At 38.2% G+C, this 18,625-nt stretch carries 14 protein-coding genes and 1 pseudogene; 1 reads left to right on the top strand and 14 read right to left on the bottom strand.

Annotated features, from left to right (window positions below; genetic code table 11):
- Nucleotides 1–12 precede the first annotated feature (12 nt).
- The 4 genes from ACY3XC_RS20535 to ACY3XC_RS20520 all read right to left on the bottom strand — a co-directional run bounded on the left by ACY3XC_RS20535 (nucleotide 13) and on the right by ACY3XC_RS20520 (nucleotide 3,453).
- On the bottom strand, nucleotides 13–672 hold the full coding sequence (locus ACY3XC_RS20535) for an amino acid ABC transporter permease (protein WP_464870178.1): 660 nt from the start codon (nucleotides 670–672) through the stop codon (nucleotides 13–15).
- A 63-nt stretch (nucleotides 673–735) separates the two neighbouring features.
- Nucleotides 736–1,509, bottom strand: a complete 774-nt coding sequence (locus ACY3XC_RS20530) for an amino acid ABC transporter substrate-binding protein (RefSeq protein WP_464870177.1) — start codon at nucleotides 1,507–1,509, stop codon at nucleotides 736–738.
- 137 nt (nucleotides 1,510–1,646) lie between these two features.
- Nucleotides 1,647–2,192 carry a GNAT family N-acetyltransferase gene (locus ACY3XC_RS20525; protein ID WP_464870176.1) on the bottom strand — a complete coding sequence of 182 codons (546 nt, stop codon included), beginning with the start codon at nucleotides 2,190–2,192 and terminating at the stop codon, nucleotides 1,647–1,649.
- A gap of 16 nt (nucleotides 2,193–2,208) precedes the next feature.
- Nucleotides 2,209–3,453, bottom strand: coding sequence for an MDR family MFS transporter (locus ACY3XC_RS20520; protein WP_464870175.1), 1,245 nt, complete (start codon nucleotides 3,451–3,453; stop codon nucleotides 2,209–2,211).
- Between the two features lie 99 nt (nucleotides 3,454–3,552).
- On the opposite strand from ACY3XC_RS20520, the gene ACY3XC_RS20515 reads away from it, so the two are divergent.
- Nucleotides 3,553–5,199: an ABC transporter substrate-binding protein gene (locus ACY3XC_RS20515; RefSeq protein ID WP_464870174.1), complete on the top strand. Its 1,647-nt coding sequence runs from the start codon at nucleotides 3,553–3,555 to the stop codon at nucleotides 5,197–5,199.
- A 44-nt stretch (nucleotides 5,200–5,243) separates the two neighbouring features.
- On the opposite strand, the gene ACY3XC_RS20510 is transcribed toward ACY3XC_RS20515, so the two are convergent.
- The 10 genes and pseudogenes from ACY3XC_RS20510 to ACY3XC_RS20465 form a co-directional block, all read right to left on the bottom strand.
- Nucleotides 5,244–5,417, bottom strand: coding sequence for a hypothetical protein (locus ACY3XC_RS20510; RefSeq protein WP_464870173.1), 174 nt, complete (start codon nucleotides 5,415–5,417; stop codon nucleotides 5,244–5,246).
- Nucleotides 5,418–5,825: 408 nt separating this feature from the next.
- Nucleotides 5,826–7,616 carry an ABC transporter ATP-binding protein gene (locus ACY3XC_RS20505; protein ID WP_464870172.1) on the bottom strand — a complete coding sequence of 597 codons (1,791 nt, stop codon included), beginning with the start codon at nucleotides 7,614–7,616 and terminating at the stop codon, nucleotides 5,826–5,828.
- On the bottom strand, nucleotides 7,613–9,352 hold the full coding sequence (locus ACY3XC_RS20500; protein ID WP_464870171.1) for an ABC transporter ATP-binding protein: 1,740 nt from the start codon (nucleotides 9,350–9,352) through the stop codon (nucleotides 7,613–7,615). Before ACY3XC_RS20500 ends, ACY3XC_RS20505 begins: the two co-directional genes overlap by 4 nt.
- A 315-nt stretch (nucleotides 9,353–9,667) precedes the next feature.
- Nucleotides 9,668–12,043 carry a polyprenyl synthetase family protein gene (locus ACY3XC_RS20495; RefSeq protein WP_464870170.1) on the bottom strand — a complete coding sequence of 792 codons (2,376 nt, stop codon included), beginning with the start codon at nucleotides 12,041–12,043 and terminating at the stop codon, nucleotides 9,668–9,670.
- 198 nt (nucleotides 12,044–12,241) lie between these two features.
- Nucleotides 12,242–13,708, bottom strand: a complete 1,467-nt coding sequence (locus ACY3XC_RS20490; protein WP_464870169.1) for a protein adenylyltransferase SelO — start codon at nucleotides 13,706–13,708, stop codon at nucleotides 12,242–12,244.
- 129 nt (nucleotides 13,709–13,837) lie between these two features.
- A complete protein-coding gene (locus tag ACY3XC_RS20485) occupies nucleotides 13,838–14,749 on the bottom strand; it encodes a DMT family transporter (RefSeq protein ID WP_464870168.1) in 912 nt (303 codons plus the stop codon).
- A gap of 239 nt (nucleotides 14,750–14,988) precedes the next feature.
- Nucleotides 14,989–16,227, bottom strand: a complete 1,239-nt coding sequence (locus tag ACY3XC_RS20480; protein WP_464870167.1) for a bifunctional metallophosphatase/5'-nucleotidase — start codon at nucleotides 16,225–16,227, stop codon at nucleotides 14,989–14,991.
- A gap of 1 nt (nucleotide 16,228) precedes the next feature.
- Nucleotides 16,229–16,402 (bottom strand): annotated as a pseudogene (locus tag ACY3XC_RS20475) (DNA-cytosine methyltransferase); the annotation flags it as partial.
- 204 nt (nucleotides 16,403–16,606) lie between these two features.
- Entirely contained in the window at nucleotides 16,607–17,734 is a 1,128-nt protein-coding gene (locus ACY3XC_RS20470) for a C40 family peptidase (protein ID WP_464870166.1), read from the bottom strand.
- Between the two features lie 244 nt (nucleotides 17,735–17,978).
- Nucleotides 17,979–18,536: a hypothetical protein gene (locus ACY3XC_RS20465; RefSeq protein WP_464870165.1), complete on the bottom strand. Its 558-nt coding sequence runs from the start codon at nucleotides 18,534–18,536 to the stop codon at nucleotides 17,979–17,981.
- Nucleotides 18,537–18,625 lie beyond the last annotated feature (89 nt).

Below are 18,625 nucleotides of genomic sequence, written 5' to 3'. Positions count from 1 at the left end.
TACCAATCCTTCTTATTCAAATTTGTATCTTCTTTCAATACCTTTAAATACAAAAGTTAAAAACAGCGTCATTATGAGATAAATCAAACCAGCAACGAAAAATGGGACAATCGTAAAGTCACGGTTCACAGCTGTCTGAGCATAATGAAGCAACTCTGGCACGGCAACTGCATAGAGCAGTGCGGTATCCTTAACGAGGGTCACGGATTCATTCGCAATCGCAGGGAGTGTTACCCGAAACATTTGTGGTAAAATGATTCTTGTTGTTGTCTGCCATTTACTTAAACCAAGAACCTTTGATGCCTCATATTGTCCTTTATCAATGGCCAAAAGACCGCCACGGAATATTTCTGCAAAGTAAGCTGCGTAATTTAATACGAACCCTAAACAAGCAGCAACAAATCTATCTAAAACTAAATATTCTCCGACCACTGGCAGCATTGGCAGACCGAAGCAGATCAATAATAATTGCAGTAATAGAGGGGTTCCTCTCATGATATAAATATAGCCCTGAGCTAGAAATGATAAAGGCTTTAAGCTGCTTTTAACAGCAAGAGTCAGCAGGAAACCTAGCGGAATTGAGACGATAATCGCAATAATAAATAATAAAACAGTCATCTGGGCACCTTCAAGCATTGGTACCAAAATGGACGTGAAATAGTCTAACGTCATAAAAACTCCTCCAAAAACAAAACAGGGTTCCCCAAGGAAATCCTGTTTTATCTTATTTTCATATTACTTTAGTACTTTATCTTCTCCAAACCACTCTTTTGAGATTTCTGCAGCTGTTCCATCTTCATTCATTTCATCAAGTGCCTTTTGGAGATTTTCAAGTAATTCCTCATTGCCTTTTTTAACACCAATACCATATTCTTCAGGAGCAAGTGATTCATCAAGTACCTTAAAGGTTTCCTTCTCTTTCGTCATATAGTAATTGATGACGATTTCGTCAATAACCACTGCGTCCAAGCGTCCATTTTTTAAATCTGTTAAAGCCTGTACATTGTCAGCAAATTCCGTTACTGTCTTAACCTTTTCTTTAATAGGTGATCCATTCAAAGCATCGGAAGCTGAAGAAAGTGACTGCAAACCAACTACTTTCCCTTCTAAATCATCTAGTTTAGAAACCTCTGAATCAGAAAGGGTAACAATTACCTGTGCATTTTTCAGATATGGTTTTGTGAAAAGGACTTTCTCTTTCCGTTCGTCCGTAATCGTGTATCCATTCCAGATTAGGTCAATTCGTCCGCTGCTCAGCTCTGCTTCCTTTGTTTTCCAATCAATTGGCTGGAATGTAACTTCTGTTCCCATTTTCTCTGCTGCTGCTTTAGCGTAATCGATATCAAAACCGACAATATTGTTATCCTCATCGCGGAACCCCATTGGCGCAAATTTATCATCAATTCCGATGACAAGCTTATCTTCCTCTTTACTTGATGATTTTGAGCAACCCGTAAAAATAACAAGTACTGCAGTTAATATAAGAAACATAGTTGCTAATTTTTTCATTTAAATTTACCCCTTTTATTTAAATTAATTTCACTTTAGTGCGTTACCATATTATCATACTACCACATTATAACACTATAATATTATCGAATACAATAGTAAGAAAAATAATAATAATAATAAAGGAGCCTATTCCTTTAAGAATAGACTCCACTCGTTGATATTTTCCAAATCATATGGTCCTGCCCTTGCCCCCAATGATCCTTTAGTAAATAATCAGGTTCGCCGAATTTCTTTTTCCAGATGGTTATGGCATTCTTATAGCCGCTGTCGAGACAGAATTCTACGATTCCCCGGGTCTGTAAAGTATGAAGCATTTCAGCCAGCAGCCTATTTCCTATGCCCTGTCTTTGATAATCAGGGAGCACAAATACCGTTCCTACTTCAACAAAATTCCCCAGTTTTCCATTGGTACAGTCATGAATCAGTTTACTAGCAGGACCATATTCTATTGTGCCGATAATTTTGTTTTCAGCTAAAGCTATTAAAAAATACCTTTTCTCGCCATTGCTATCCAAATCCAATTGCAAATATTTTTTCTTACTATCAATCTCAGCTTCGATATCGTCAATTAACCCCGCTAGTCCTTCTCTTCGAAAGGTATCGGTAATGACAATCCTAAAAAATCGCTTCAGTTCCACTATGTCCTCTATTCTAGGTCTTCGTATCTCGACTTTTCGCAACCCATAGCCCCCTAAATTACATTGACATATTTTTTTGAACTCTGATTTTATTGACTACAAAAAGTCCACTATAAAGAAGGAATGTCCCCACCATTAATATCATTCCAAGGAAAACAGACATCATCGTCGGTACTAAAAATGCGCCCAATACGATGGCACCACGAGCGATTAAATCTGCACCGCTAAAACCCAAATTAGAAAAAGCAGAATAGGAACCGCGTTTATCCTCCGGCATCATATTTGCCTTTTCAGCATTAGCAATTGGTGAATAAATAAGCTCGCCAATTGTTGCAATAGCATTAAATAATATTAAGACATACCAGATATTCGCCGATGTTACAATGGTATAACCTGCACTATAGAGCAGGAGTCCTAGCAGCAGCATCTTCCGAGGCGGAAATTTATCCGTCATTTTCGTAACAAAGAAGGTTAGGGCCACGACCATCAGCATATTTTCGATATTTAGAAAACTAAGCATCCTTACGCCAGCAACCTCAAAATCGCCTACAAACACAGACTTAAATTCTTCCGCCAATCGAACACCTATGTAACTATTTAAAGAAAATTCTGCTGCAAAGATAAACATCGACCCTGCCACAGCCATGACAAATGGTTTATCCTGAAATGCAACTTTGTAGTTCTGGAAAAGATCTACAAAAATGTTTTCATGTTTTTTCTCAAGCAGCTTCACACGTGTATCTTGTAGCCAGATGCCATAGGCAACCGGTAAGCTAGTGGACACAATCGTTAATGTGATAAAAAGCTCTAATTGATGATTCACATATAAAAGTCCGCCTAATGCAGCTCCGATAGCCATTGCTAAATTAACCAGCCAATAATCGAGGGCATATACACTCTTTCGATTTTCGGGTGTTGTCGAGTCAATGATGATCGCGTGTACAGCAGGACGGCCGAGACTGCTGGTGATTGTGAAAATGATATAACTGATCGCAAATAATACAATCCATTTTTCGTCAGGCAATATGCTTACCGTCATTAGCGCAAACATTAGCGCACTGGACATTGACGATAAGATGATTATTTTTTTCCGAGGGAAGCGGTCAGAAATATAGCCGCCGATAAAGTTTATAAAAAAGCCTATGATGACCGTGATTGCTAAGAAAATACCTGCCCATACCGCACCCTTATGCTGCGCAAAGAATAGCGCCATAAACGGCATTACAGAGCTGGCAATCGTTCGGTTAAAAAACGACGTTATCAATCTTACTTTAATGTTTTGGGGATAGTCTTTCCAAGCCATATTTATCAACACCTTTCATAATTCTTATAGTAAACTAGACGTAACAGTTTAAAAATGACCAATTTTCAAAAAAATGTCTACTTTTAAAGGAATGAAAACATGGACCATTATTTATTAACAATATGGAATTCATCCTCTACGGGGGAAGTCAAAGTACAAGATCTGGCTGAGATTCTAAATCTAAGCGCAAAGCAAACCCGTCGCAAACTGAGTCAGTGGCAAGAAGAAGGCTGGCTAACGTTTCAGGCTGGTCGAGGAAGAGGAAACGATTCGAAATTGCAATGGAAGAAGGATGTAGAATCTGCTTATGAAAAACAGTTCATATCCAAATTGGATAGCTATTCGATTGAACAAGTAAGTAAATTGTTATTGTTTAACTGGTCGACTGAAACAAAACAGCGATTGATGACTAAATTTCAATCCAAGTTTGGGTTTCATCAAGAGGGGAAGGACCGACTCATTATTCCTCGATTTTACCGTTTCCTAACGTATCACCCAATAAAGGCTGCAGATGTACATAGCGCAAATCTAGTAGCAAACATATATAACCGAGTAGCAGCATTGGAGGAAGATAATTCAATAACCCCTGAGCTAGCCCATAGCTGGGAATTAACGAAAACGAAGTTGACATTGTACTTAAGAAAAGATGTAGCCTTTCATGATGGTTCCATTCTAAGAGCAGAGGACGTCGTCCGATCTTTTATTCGAATGCAAAAAGATATCATATATGCTGAACTTTGGAAACCAGTTACAAAAATAACCTCTCCAGCTTCACTCGTTGTTGAGCTTGAGTTTCCTAATGGTTGTCCATATATTTTACCGCTCCTAAGTATGATGACTGCTAGTATTTATAAAGAATCCAACGGCCAGGTCATCGGAACCGGTAGTTTCTATATGGGGGAAAATTCTGAAGAGAAAACTGTACTACATGCATTTAAACACTATTATCGGGAGCGTCCACTATTGGATAGTGTTGAATTCATTCAGGTTTCGAGAGAGTTTGGAAATGTTTATTATGGTGCACATGAATCAAGAGAGGTAGGCACGTTCGAAGTTGAAAGTGATTCTGGCTTCGGTATTGTGGTGATGAATCCATATCGCCAATCGGATATCGCTAGAAAAGAAGTACGTGATTACATCCATATGCTGATAGACGAAAATCGCTCACTAATTTCTACTTTAGATTCACGTATTTCAGAAAACAACTCTGGATGTTTAATTGGTTATTCAAAGCCTTATTCGATGCCAAAAATTGCAAAGCCCTCACTTTCAAAGCCATTAAGAATGAAGTACACAGGATATGCAAAGGATGTATCCTTTTGGTTAAAATCCATCCTCGAACATGGTGGAATACATACAGAGATAGAAGAAGTATCGTTTCATGATGCCCTGTACCATGATCATCTAAAAGCAGAGGCAGATATATTTATTCATGGAGAAATTTTTGAGTTAAACCAAAGTTTTTCTTATTTTAATTTTATTAAAAATAACCTATCCCCACTTCGAAAATTAACACAAAGTGATTCTTATCTACAGAAATGTATTCAAGCCTATGATGAATTACCCTTTGAACAATGGATTGGTCAGCATTTGAAAATAGAAAAGTATTTAATTGAAAATTCCCTTTGCGTTCCACTCTATTATTCTAAGCGGCAAATACCATTTTCCATTAATTTGATGAACGTCGAGATTAAGCATTTTGGGTATGTAGATTTATCAAAATTATGGATGAAGCCTAAATATTAGTACAAAAAGAATACCTGACCTTCGAATGTCAGGTATTCTTCTTATTAATCTTGATATCCTGATAATTGTTCCTGAACAGACTGAAGGGAATGGATTGCTTGTTGAATCTTGTTTTTGTTATCTGGCTTTTCAGTGGTACTTAGTGCTTGCTGTAATGTATCTACCGTATTTTGTACCGATGACATACTTTGGTCAACGTATTGTTTCGCCTTTGGCATATGTGCACCTCCTTAATTCATTCAAAGGCTGTGTTATGATTCAATGTTGATTTTCGTGTAGGGTTGATCATTCATAAGCGGAGAATTTCCGGCTATTGTATATAAAGGAACCTTAAGAAGCCGATATAAGCGGAAATATTCCGGTTACCTGCTTTAAATATGACAAAATCCAATGATTTGGATACCATAAGCGGAAATCTCCGCTTATTATGAAGGTAAAAATGACTATTTCCCAATTTAAACGGAAATTCTCCGCTTATTTTCTATACACAGTAAAATCAACATTCTGCTTTAACACAGCCAATTCAAAAATAGTATCTCTCAAGATTTAAAAAGTATTTAAAAACTACCTAAAAAAAAAGGCAGCTCCCAAAATTTCACAGGGCTGCCTTTTTTAATATAGGATTATTATGCAGGGGTGTTAATGGTTTCTTCCCCAATTTCCGCTTCTCTTCCAAACAATCTTGCATAGACACCATTGTTATTTTCCAGCAACTCCGCGTGTCCACCTTGTTCGACAATTGATCCATTTTCAAGAACAATAATCTTATCTGCTGATAGTACTGTAGAAAGACGGTGAGAGATAATGAGGATGGTTTGTTTCTTACCGGTTTTCAAAACAGACTCATTTATCTTTGTTTCTGTAATCGGATCGAGCGCTGAACTTGCTTCATCAAGAATGAGGATTGGTGCGTCTTTAATGATTGCTCTAGCCAGCGATAATCGTTGCTTCTGTCCTCCAGAAAGAAGGCTTCCTCGTTCCCCGACCTTTGTATTCAAGCCCTCTGGCAGGCTTTCGACCAGTTCTTCCAGTCCGCTATCCTGCAAGGCCATTAGTAATTCCTCGTCCGTAGCATCTGCCTTTCCGATTCTTAGATTATCCGCCAGTGAACCGCTTCGTAATTGAACATCCTGCGTTACAATCGCTATTTGTGACCGCAGCCATGCTGTATCCCATTCGGTAATGTTTCTGCCATCTACTTCAATCTGACCATTATTCATTTCATATAATCTAAATAGTAAATCAACAATGGTAGATTTACCTGAACCACTTGGCCCAACCAAGGCTACTTTTTCACCCGCTTGAATATCAAACGTAACACCTGATAAGACATTTTCTTCTTTTTCTGGGTAGGCAAACGTTACCTCTTTCAGTCTAATACTGCCGCTTGCCCTTTCACCACGAATGCCTTCCTTTATTTCTGCTTCCGCTGGCTGATGCGAAAGGAGAATATCTGAACGATCTAGCGCGGGTCCCGTTCTTCTCACCGATAGCCAGTTACGTAGCAGCTTTTGCATTTCGTTGGCCGCAATCGTGACTAATCCGCCCGCGGTAAGCATTTGTCCACTTGTTAAAGTGTCATTCCAAATTAATAAAGTACTAATTAAGTAGACAACTCCTAATGCAAACCCATTATAGCTGGCAATGACCACTACCGATTGCATTCTTGCCTTTAGTTCCTTAATGGAATGCTTAACGAAGGAGTTCCTGATAGCAATGACACTTTCAACCTCATTTTCAGAAACACCCATAACCCGCGATAAATGGATTCCCGTAACCGATTCTCTCAGTCTTTCAAGATATCGGGAAGCTTCCTGTCTTGCATCCGCGGAGGCAGCTCTAGTCCTTGCTCCCACATAATTAGAGGTCCAATAAAAGATAATACCTAGAACCACACTGGTAATCATTAAATAAGGATGTATCCAAAGCAGCACCAGACTATAAATGATAACCCCCTGGACACTTGCCATAAAAGTTGAACCTTCCCAGGCAAGGAAATTGTGGAGAGTATCTGGGTCATCCGAAACTCTTGCCAGTAGTTCCCCAAATGAATTGTTATGGTAAAAGGAATAAGGAAGCACCTGTAGATGACTAAACAGACGCAGCTTTTGCCAATTGGTTACCGTCTTAGCTGTCTGGTGACAAAAATATTCATCAATGACCATCATGACTAAATCAAAGATGGCCGAAAAGATTAATAACCACATTAACCCCCACAGCCAAGAGTGGTTTTCATTCGGAATAATCGTATCAATTAACCAGCTAAGCGCTAACGTTGGTATTAATGCTGAAAAAACCTGGCTAATCGCAATAACAATTGAGTCGGCAATGACCCACTTTTTATAGGGCCTTAAGAAAGCCAGCACTCTGCGGCCATCACGATTCTGTTTTGGTTGGGAGACGGTGTTTCCATTCATCCAATCATCTCCTTTTCTAACTCGCTATATTGGGCTTTATATAATTCGTAATACAGCCCCCTTAATGCAAGCAGTTCTTCATGTGTCCCTTGTTCCGCCACCATGCCTTGGTCTAAGAGGAGGATTTTATCAGCGTTCCTAACCGTAACTAATCGATGGGCAATCGTAATGGTGGTTCTTCCTGGAATTAGTTGTTCAAGTGACTCTTGAACCTTTTCCTCTGTTTCCCCATCTAAGGATGAAGTCGCTTCATCAAAAATTAAAACAGGTGGTTGGCGTAAAATAGCCCTTGCTAACGCTACACGTTGTCGCTGGCCGCCAGAGAGCTTCAAGCCGCGTTCACCGACCACGGTTTCATACTTATTTTCCAAGGATTCTATTAATTCCTTCAATCCAGCAGCTTCTACTGCTTTATCTAATTCTTCTTGCGTCGCTTCTTTTTTGCCATATAAAAGATTATTGCGAAGCGAGCTGTTTAGCAGAAAGGTTTCTTGAGAAACAACTCCTACCTGCTGTCTAAAGCTGTTTCGATTATAGGAGAAAAGGTTCTTCCCATCTATAAGGACTGCCCCTTTATCTGGTTCATATAATCCTAGTAGAATTTGAATGAGTGTACTCTTTCCGCCTCCGCTTGTACCAACAATCCCAATGTGGTTCCCTTGTTCCATGGAGAGCGAAACGCCTTTTAGGATTTTTTTATCACTGTTTGGATAAGTAAACCAGATATTTTCTAAGTCTATCCGTCCTTCTACCTCTCCGAAGGACGGAAGAGTCTCCTCATGCTCTTCGGGTAAATCGAAATATTCATAGATTCTTTGCAAAGCAGGTATCGCCTGCTGAATGGTTAGCGCATTTTCAGCTAATGAGCGGACAGGTAAAAACATGATTGGAATAAAGCTAAGACAAGCAACGAGGGTTCCAATGGTTATATTTCCTTCCCAAATCGAAAATCCACCAATTAACATTACAACACCAGGAGTTGCAATATTGAACAAATTTCCTAAGCGCCAGTTAACTTTTCCAATCAAAGCTGCACGAATGGAGAAGTTTTTCCAATCAGACAATTTCTTTTGCTGTGTTTCTACCTCAGCCTTTTGTGTCTGAAAAGTCCTGACTAATCGAATACTTTCAATACTTTCCTGTAAATGTTGATACATATCTGCACTCATATCTCTCTGCGTGGCACTCATTTTTCTCATAATTTTTCCTAATTTAAACGAAGGAAAAATATAAATAGCAAAAACAACAAACATCACGATAGCTGCTGGCCAATACAAAACAAATACCGCAGAAAATGCGGCAATCGCACCAATAACCTGCTGTAAAATACGCGGCACCACCGTATTATTTAAGTTTTGAATGGACTCCACATCATGCGTTAGACGGTATAACATATCACCTCTTGGTGTGGTTGTAAAAAACGACATTGGTGTACGGTGCAGCTTTTTGAAAGCTCGAATCTGCATGTCGGTAATCACATCTAAGCCGATTTTCACTTGTACATATTCCTGCAAGGTTTCAAACAGTGATTTTCCTAAGAAAGCGACTAGAACACCAGCGACAATCCATAGTAAAAAGGTCGTCTCTCTTGCCCCAATTACTTCGTCCACTAATTTTCCTGCCAATATAGGAGGCAAAATCGTAAATGCTCCACCTACTAAAGAAAAAAACAGGGCAAGCAAAAGCTTTCTCCAATATGGTTTAAAATGCTCTACTGTCGTTTTTAATAAATTCATAATATTCCCCCTCGCAGGAATTTATTGTATTACAAAAAGTAAAAATATTCATTAATTTTATTCAATGGTTGCTTTAATTTTTAATGTTGGTTAGTAAGAAGGTAAACACAGTTTTAAATGAAGCTTTGTTAAAGAAAGATGTTGATTTTTCTCACGAAGACCCGTTGAAGGACTAATCTCAATGGGAACTCTCCTGATATGTCTTTCATCGACCTTTTATACCGTTGTACTAATAATCAACAATAAAATTTAACAAAGCTAAAATAAAAAATAGGCAACAACCGTTGGGTTGTTACCTTTCTTCTGAATAAAATCTTAATGATCCCGGTGCACAATATAATTCAACAAATGCTTTAGAAAGGTGGTATTTCTCGGAACCTCCTGCAAGGTTTCCACCGCATCACAATAGTGTTCCCACATCACTTTTTTGGCACCATCAGAACCTAAGATTGATACAAAAGTCGAATTATTATTCTCCACATCTTTTCCAACGTCTTTTCCAAGTAAGTCCAAATTACCCTCCACATCCAGCAAGTCATCCTTTATTTGAAAGGCAATGCCAACATGATAGGCGAACTTTTTCAAGGCTGCTAACTCGGATTCTTTCGCTTCTGCAAGAATGGCAGGCATGATTAGGGAAGCCTCGAAACCAAGTCCAGTTTTATAGAAGCACATAGTATTTAAGTCTTCTACTGTTAATACTTTCCCTTTGGAATTCAAATCAATTGCCTGCCCTTTACACATTGCTTCAGTCAATCTAGAAGAATATTGTATCAAGCTAAGCACGGTTTTCGAATTGAACTGTTCAAGTGATGCTTGTTCCTCTATTGCCTTCTGTGTTAGATAGAGGCCTGTTAATTCAGCTATGGCACTATCGTACACCATATGGAGAGTTGGACGTCCCCTGCGGATAGCAGCATTATCCTGTGAAGGCAGATCATCAAAAATCAGTGAGGCAGTATGCATGTATTCCAATGATTTTATTAGCGGTACAATTGCCGGCTGATTTAATCCGTATTCCTTAATGCCCATGATCCAAGTAATAATAGGCCTTAATCGCTTTCCATCACCCTCTAGGCTATAGTTTGCAGCCTCAACAATTGGACCATTCAAAGTATCATCTTTAGGGATTGGTAAAAGATGATTGATCTGGCTGCGTACATTTTCGATTAAATCTAAGAATTCTTCTTGCTCTTTTCTCTCATTTTTCAAATTGATTATCATATGGTCACGCAAGAGTTTATCGAAGAAATCCACGTCGTCTGCTTTAGCTGCCATCTTTTGAATAATGGTATTGAATTTTGAATTTCCGGAAGAAAAAAGTTCCATCACTTCATTGTATTTTTTTACGCCCATTCGTTCTTTAAATCTCTTTAACCCGTTTATTGCTCGATCTAAAATTACTTCACATGCCTTTTTATCCGAGTGATAGACACGATGAATTAAATTAGAAATGACACTCCAGTATAATTCAAATGGGTTAATAAGATCAGCCCTTTTATCGTGGTATTTCAGATAATAGGTATAGGGTGTTACGGCACCATTCTGCAAATCATCAAACATATCAGCAAAGTCATCTGCCAGCTGGTTGTAAATGCCATAAAAGAAGGTTCGATTGTCGAATCCCTCATCTTCAGCAGCATTAATAACAGAGCGAACGATCAATCGTGATGAAGAAGATTTTAGGATAACCGGAATATAAAGCTCTTCATTTGTGTAATTTCCATAAGACAAATTCTTCTCACGATCCACTTCCTGTGAATGAAAAAATACATATGATTGTTCGAAAAATGATTTAATCGTCTCTGGCTGCTGTTGTGCCTTAATATATTCAAATCCCTCTCGAAGCTCCGAATGAATGAACGTAATCAAAGCTATGTTCTTATCGTCCCACTCCCCACGGAGTTTCGGCACTGCTCCTGTGGTAAGGGTGCTACGAATCAAGTTAGAGTATTGTTTTTTCTCTTTTTCGGATAAGACTTTTGAATCGAGAAGGTCATCAATATAAGGATAGGTCAAACCATAGGCATAACCTATCCTTATGGCTCTATCAAGTCTGCGAGTACGTTCTTCAGTGGAAGTTTTATCACCCATCTCCTCAATCTCATGCATCACAACTCCAGCTATAATTTTGATAAGTTTTCGCTGGGCATGATTAGCATCCATCCCCTCTGGAAGGTGATTGGATACAGTCTTAAGTTTATTTATCATCCAGATAATCGCAGATTCAATAGATTCCTGCTGGGCCCACCTGTATAACCAGGCCATAGAGAAAATTTCATGCTTATTTTCACGATGTTCCCTTGGCTGCGTAAGATTGTTTTTTAAACTGTTAACAATACTCTTAATTCTAACCTGCGTCTCTTTTGCATCCAGTGCTTTACCCAAATCACGCATAAAAATATAAGATATGCTACGATCGAGGTAATGGTCTAGTTTGCCAGTGTAATCCAAATATTTAATATAATTGTGATAATCTCGGGGGTCTGCTTTACTTTTACCACGAGAAAAAAAAGAGAATAATGAATGATGATGAATATGGTTGTGCTTCCAGGATTGTATATCTCTTGTTAGCGTAGGAATATAGTCTTTTTTCTTAACTTGCTGGTAAAGTGATTGAAAATACTCATTTGCCTTTTGCTCAGCACTTGCATAGCACTTATCTTCATTTATTAATAACGTCTTAATCATTAAACATTACCTCAACTTCACGTTCACTTTTGTATGTATATTAATAATACACGTAAGCATTAGCATTATAACTATTAAACTGCAAATTAAATTAAAAAATTCCCCCAGACCTTACATCTGAGGGAAAATTAAATTCTGTTACTCGTATCGTAATGCGCCTTTCGGCTAGAAAGGCTTTTGCTTTGTAATTTAGTATTCTCAAGTTCCGCAGAAGGTTCGATAAGGACGAGGTGATGGCGCTGGCAGAGCAGTATATTCTATCTGTTCTGGAGAGTACGCATATGGATTAGATAGGACCTCAAGAAGCCTCTCAATCACAGTATAATCTCCATTATTCGCTGCTTCCAGCGCTTCCTCTACACGGTGGTTCCGAGGTATCACCGAAGGATTACTGTTCCTCATTAACTGGATGGAAGCTTCCTTTGATTCCGGCTGCCTGCCTCGTCTTGCCTGCCACCGTTCAAGCCACTGAGTGAATCCTGTCGTTTCATGTAGGGTGGTTTCTTCTGATTTATCCAAAGTTAGAGCTCTAAATGTGTTAGTATAGTCAGCACGGTGCTTCTGCATCATATCTAGCAGATCTTTAATAAGGGACTTATCTTGTTCCTCCTCATTAAATAATCCTAATTTGGCTCTCATTCCCTCAAGCCAATTCGTTTCAAAAACCTGAGCAAAGTCGGAAAGCTTATCTTGTGCGAGCGTAACTGCCTCTTCCTGATCCTCATGTAGCAGCGGTAAGAGAGCTTCAGCTAACCTTGCTAGATTCCAGACACCAATATTCGGTTGATTCCCATAGGCATAGCGGCCTTCTCGGTCAATAGAACTGAACACAGTAGCTGGATCATAGGTATCCATAAAGGCACAAGGTCCATAATCAATGGTTTCGCCACTAATCGTCATGTTGTCGGTATTCATTACCCCGTGAATAAAACCTGCCAGCTGCCATTTTGCTATCAGCATCGCTTGACGTTTAATCACTTCCTGAAGAAACGAGAGATAACGGTTCTCATCATTTTCAATTTCAGGATAATGGCGTTTTATTGCATAGTCTGCCAACTCACGCAGCTCATCTTCGCTTCCCCATCTTGCCGCATATTGGAAGGTACCAACACGAAGATGACTAGCACCTACTCGGGTTAAAATAGCACCAGGCAAATAAGATTCACGTGCAATTTCTTCACCGGTTGTTACCACTGCTAAACTGCCTGTGGTGGGTATACCTAAACCATGCATGGCTTCCGAGATAATATATTCACGCAGCATTGGTCCAAGTGCCGCCCTGCCATCGCCGCCGCGGGAGTAGGGCGTTCTTCCTGAACCCTTAAGCTGGATATCAAATCGCTCACCCGTGGGTGTTATCTGTTCTCCAAGAAGCACCGCTCTGCCGTCACCTAACATTGTAAAGTGTCCAAATTGATGTCCCGCATATGCTTGAGCAAGCGAAGAAGCACCTTCGGGTATTTTGTTTCCCGCAAATATAGCTGCACCATCATCACTTTGCAAGGATTGTATGTCCAACCCAAGAGATTTTGCCAATGGCTCATTAAAAATAGCTAACTCTGGTGAACGTGCAGGAGTTGGATTCTGGCTGGAAAAGAATGTTTGAGGCAACCGAGCATAACTATTATCAAAATTCCATCCTGTTTCTGCTTTTTCCTTTGTCATCGTATCCCCTTTTCTACTTTTATCTTTCTTACTAGTTTAACCTTTAATCATATTAAAGTATGCCCATCACAAATCCATTAATAATTTTTTTGTAAATCGAAGCACTTATGGTAAGCCAAACCTTGTTTCCTATAAACTTTTATTTGGTTCTAAAACCAATTCAGTTTTACCTGATGGCATATTTGCAATAAACACTCCAAGTAAAACTAAGATTCCACCAAGAATTTGGCTGACTAGAATGGGATCTCCTAAAATAAAATGGGAAGCAAGAATGGCGACAAAAGGTTGAATGTTCATTAAGATGGATGCTGTTCCGGCACCAACCTCGGAGACACCTCTATTCCACCAAAATCCAGCAATTCCTTGTGCAAGAATACCGGCAGATATCAATAAAACCCACATAATCACGGAATGACTTATAACAGTTCCACTTACCATTCCTTCAACACCGGCTGCAGGAATCATTAATACACTCCCAAGAACTGTCGCATAAATGGTAATGATATAAGTGTTCATTGTTTTTGACAACGCTCGAATAAATAAGAGACTAATAGACAAACAGAGCATCGCTACTACAATATTTAAATCGCCCCATGAAATCCCAATTGATCCACCTGCAACGCCAATAATCGAAAAAACACCTATTAAACTGATTAGGGCACCAGTTGATTTTTTTATGGTAAATTTCACTTTAAAAATAATACGTTCTAAAAAAATTGTGGCGATCGGGGCCAAAGCAATAATTAGGGAGGCATTTGCAGGTGTTGTATGGTGAAGTCCTGTAAAATAGAAGGTTTGATTAATCAAAGTACCAAAGATTCCAGCACCAAATAGTAGTTTCCATTCGGAACAAGTTGGTCGTCTAATTCCTTTATGGACCATTGCAACTATGAGTAGAAAGAGCGATGTGAAACAAATGCGTACGGTTGACAAAAAGACAGGGGAAAAGCCTTGAAGCAAATAAGCACTAATGGGATAATTACATCCCCATAAAACAGATACTAAAAATAAACTAAGGAATGCTTTATTATTCTTTATCATTATATTGATGAACCTTACCTTTCTGTCTGGACATTGATGAACTTATTTAGATTAAAACAGTATCCATTATAGCATATTATTTAGTAATGCGAATTAAATACAACTCACGTACAAGGCTCACCCTGAAGTTAGTTGATTTTCAGATATCAAAATAAAGGATGAAATCTTCTAATATTTCATCCTCTAATATTTCATCCTTAAACTTAAACAACTTTTATTCACTTGTCTGTTTTTAGGACCTATTGTTTGATCATAACCCTGTCTTCCTGCTCCAAGTTCACCTTTTCTGACTCTTTGAAATAGGTGATGACAGCTTCACTTGCTGTCATATCCGCACTTTTTAAATCAGTTCCATTTATAAATCCGGTAAAGTCATCCCCGCCTAGGGCGATAAAAGCGTCAACTGCTACTGTATAGGCAGCGTCTGGGTCAATGACGGCCCCATTATGTTTTGCTTCTAAGACGCGGGACCCAGCAGGTTTGGAAGCATCAATGGTCATCGAAATTCCAGATGGTGAGAGAATACCGTATTCCATTTCAGCACTCTGCTCCAGTACCGTGAGCAGGTCTTTTCCTTTTAATTTCATCGTATAGACGTTATTTGGAAATGGCAGGACTGAAACCACATCTCCAACCGTGATATCACCTTTATCAATGTCTGCACGGAGTCCGCCCGGATGCTGAAAAGCAATATCTGCTTTTGTCGCAAAGCGCATGGCGTCTGCGGTTAGGTTCCCTAATGCAGAATCATCATTATAGGTTCTTGTGATCATGTTTGGAGTAGAACCTATTTCCTCCCCAGTAATTTGAGCGATTTCATTGTTCCAATAATCAACTCGCTCAGCAACCTTTGTATCTAGTTTGATTTTACCATCATAAATGTGTTCCAAATGGCCAGTATGTTTGACTACCTTACCATCCTCAATATTCAGATTCAGGTAGCCTACTTCAACTCCCAAACCGCGTGTGGAAACAAGAAGTGTCCCTGTTTCCTGGGCTACATACGGTGTTTCAATAGGTAAGTGAGCATGTCCAAAAATTAATACGTCAATTCCTTTTACCTTATTCGCCACTTCCACATCGGTTGCGAATTTTTCTTCAACATTGACAGTATCGACTTTCAGTCCTTGTTTTGCTGCCTGCCCTTCATGTCCTAAAACGACCACTAAATCCACTTTAGGCTCAATTTCGTCGACATATTTTTGGATAACTGGAATTTGTTCCCTGAATTCGATATCCTCAAAATTCTCTCGAAAAATGGTTTGCTCAGCTGCCCGTTTACCAAGAATTCCAATTATACCAATTTTGATCCCATTTACCTCAATAATTTTATAGGGATCACAAAAAGGCTTGCCACTATCTTTATAAAAGATGTTAGCAGCCAAAATCGGGAACTTTGCTTGTTCCTGAAGATCCTTGGCATTCTGTGAACCATGATCAAATTCATGGTTTCCATAGACGGAAGCAGCAACATTCAAATGATATAATGACTATTTTATGATATCTAGCTTTTGCAATATCAAAATCTTCTCCAATACCTGTTCCAATTGCCGTTATCATGGAACGAACCTCGTTATTAGATAGAATCCTGTCTAAACGTGCCTTCTCAACATTAAGGATTTTTCCTCTTAATGGGAGAATTGCTTGGAAATGTGTTCCATTTAAAAAACAGCTCCTCACATTTATTATCCAACAATTAGATTTTAACATCCCTCAAATTTAAAAGATAGATAATCAATATCTCTTTATATTTATATCAAGTGACAATGACAAATTTAATGGTAAAAAAGCATACTAAAAGGCAACTACCATTTAGGTTAGTTGCCTTCTTTTAATACTTCAATAAAATTGCCGTCATTAATGTAAAACTCTAGAAGCACTAGAAAATTTAGACGGGTTAAATGGAGCGATTTTCACTACATCACCTGTTTGAGGAGCATGAATATATTGTCCTCCTCCAATATAAATTCCAACATGATAGGCAGGGGAACCTCTGAAAACTAAATCTCCAGGCTGTACCTGACTTAGAGAAATTCTGGTTCCAACATTTTGCTGTGCACGAGAAGTTCTTGGAAGACTAATGCCAACGGAACGAAACACATATGATGTAAATCCTGAACAATCAAACCCGCTTGGCGTTGATCCACCCCAAACGTAAGGAACGCCCAAATACTGTTTAGCGTTAGCAATAACACTATTTGCTGTTGCAGAATTTGTCACATTGGATGCAGCGACAGATGGTGCTGTTGATTGCGTATTTACTGAAACTTGCGCTTGAGATTGTGGTTGTGGTTGAGTTTCTGAAGCAGTTTCTTGTAATGCTGCTTGCTGAGCAGCCAGTTGCGCCTCTTGTTGGGCCCTTAAATTCTCTAATTCACCTTTTGCAGCTTCTAAATCTTGTGAAATTTTTATTTTGTTTTCTTCAATCTGTTTTTGTTCTTTAGCTAATTCTACTTTACTCTTTTCTAATTGGTTAATATGATTTTGTAATTGTTCCTTAGCCTCTTTTAACGTTACTTCCTTTACTCTTAAACCTTCAAGTAATTCATTATCATTTTCAATTATTTTAGAAATAGCAGTAAAACGATTAAAAAACTCAGAGACGCTGCCAGCTGAAAATAAAAGTTCTGCGTAAGTAACGACTGACTGATTTCCTTTTACCTGAATGCTCTTTAATCTTTCTGAATAAACCTCTTTATGGTTTAATAAATCCTCGTCAGCTTTTTTAATTTCAATCTCTGTCTCTTCAATTTTACCTTGTTGTGTGACAATTTTTTCATTTAGTATTTGACTTCTCTCCATAGATAAAGAGATTTCGTTATCTAATTGTTGAAACTTTGTTTCAAGGTCATCAATATTTTTGTTAACAGCATCAATCTGTCCATTTGTCACTGGTACTTCTGGATTTGCAAATGCAGGTGTAGCTTGAATGGTTGTAGCGAGCACTGTAGTAGCGACCATATATTTAATAAACTTTTTTATCATTATTAAATCTCCTCTTGGAAACTATCATTTATTAAAACTTCTAATATATTCCTAGTGTATATTCCAAAAGGACTAAAAACAATAATACAGTCGATTTTGTAATTAAATTGTAATTTAATGTAGAATAATCTGACACATTGGTAATATTAGAGCAAAAAAAGAAAGGCAGATTAAATTCCGCCTTTCCTTCTGCCATTCTTTTCATTGATAACGCTTATAAATTCCTATGTAGCAGTTATTTTTTTCAGAGATTTTTTACAAGCTTAATCTCATCATTTTTAGGAGTGAATTCACTGATGTTTCCTAATTTTTTGTCTATTTTCAAATGATCTTTGTTCTCTATTACATATTTCATGAAGGAACAACAAAAGAGCTTTCGTGCAATTCTTCCTTTTTCACCAATTAAGTTGAACCACCCTTGTCCAACATAAAAAGGGTTCGTTAGCATTCTATCAACAATAAAAGATATCCTGTCATTTTCCTCCTTTGTTTCAAATTTTGCTTTTGAGGAAAGTGCCAATACAAAATAGTTTTTAAACCTATCTAATTCAAGTAATTGAAGATGGTACTTTTCATGGTGCTTTATATTAAATTCCTTCAGAACCGTTTTAATACTTTTGTCAATATCTATATCATATTTACTAGCATCTTTCCAATTCGTTATACGTGAATTAAAAATAGACAGTGTCATGATATAATGTGAAGAGTAACTTTTTGGATCATATGATTCTTTACCATTTAGCTTTTCATCGACCGGTGCAACAATAAAATTTTTATAGTCAGCAAAAAAATTTTCGTTCATACGGCATACCTTCTTTCATAAATGGATTGGGCTGGATGAATAAACTTATTCCGATCCTTCTCTGTCTGCATTTAATGAGTTAAGGAAAG

It is taken from the genome of Bacillus sp. CZDM1 (assembly GCF_055502545.1).
Note: the sequence above shows the minus strand (reverse complement) of the source record. Positions and strands in the feature narration are given on the sequence as shown.

Coding starts and splice junctions, on each gene's coding strand:
- ACY3XC_RS20535 (WP_464870178.1), bottom strand. CDS start 672: ATGACGTTAGACTATTTCACGTCCATTTTGGTACCAATGCTTGAAGGT.
- ACY3XC_RS20530 (WP_464870177.1), bottom strand. CDS start 1,509: ATGAAAAAATTAGCAACTATGTTTCTTATATTAACTGCAGTACTTGTT.
- ACY3XC_RS20520 (WP_464870175.1), bottom strand. CDS start 3,453: ATGGCTTGGAAAGACTATCCCCAAAACATTAAAGTAAGATTGATAACG.
- ACY3XC_RS20515 (WP_464870174.1), top strand. CDS start 3,553: ATGGACCATTATTTATTAACAATATGGAATTCATCCTCTACGGGGGAA.
- ACY3XC_RS20510 (WP_464870173.1), bottom strand. CDS start 5,417: ATGCCAAAGGCGAAACAATACGTTGACCAAAGTATGTCATCGGTACAA.
- ACY3XC_RS20505 (WP_464870172.1), bottom strand. CDS start 7,616: ATGAATGGAAACACCGTCTCCCAACCAAAACAGAATCGTGATGGCCGC.
- ACY3XC_RS20500 (WP_464870171.1), bottom strand. CDS start 9,352: ATGAATTTATTAAAAACGACAGTAGAGCATTTTAAACCATATTGGAGA.
- ACY3XC_RS20495 (WP_464870170.1), bottom strand. CDS start 12,043: ATGATTAAGACGTTATTAATAAATGAAGATAAGTGCTATGCAAGTGCT.
- ACY3XC_RS20490 (WP_464870169.1), bottom strand. CDS start 13,708: ATGACAAAGGAAAAAGCAGAAACAGGATGGAATTTTGATAATAGTTAT.
- ACY3XC_RS20485 (WP_464870168.1), bottom strand. CDS start 14,749: ATGATAAAGAATAATAAAGCATTCCTTAGTTTATTTTTAGTATCTGTT.
- ACY3XC_RS20470 (WP_464870166.1), bottom strand. CDS start 17,734: ATGATAAAAAAGTTTATTAAATATATGGTCGCTACTACAGTGCTCGCT.
- ACY3XC_RS20465 (WP_464870165.1), bottom strand. CDS start 18,536: ATGAACGAAAATTTTTTTGCTGACTATAAAAATTTTATTGTTGCACCG.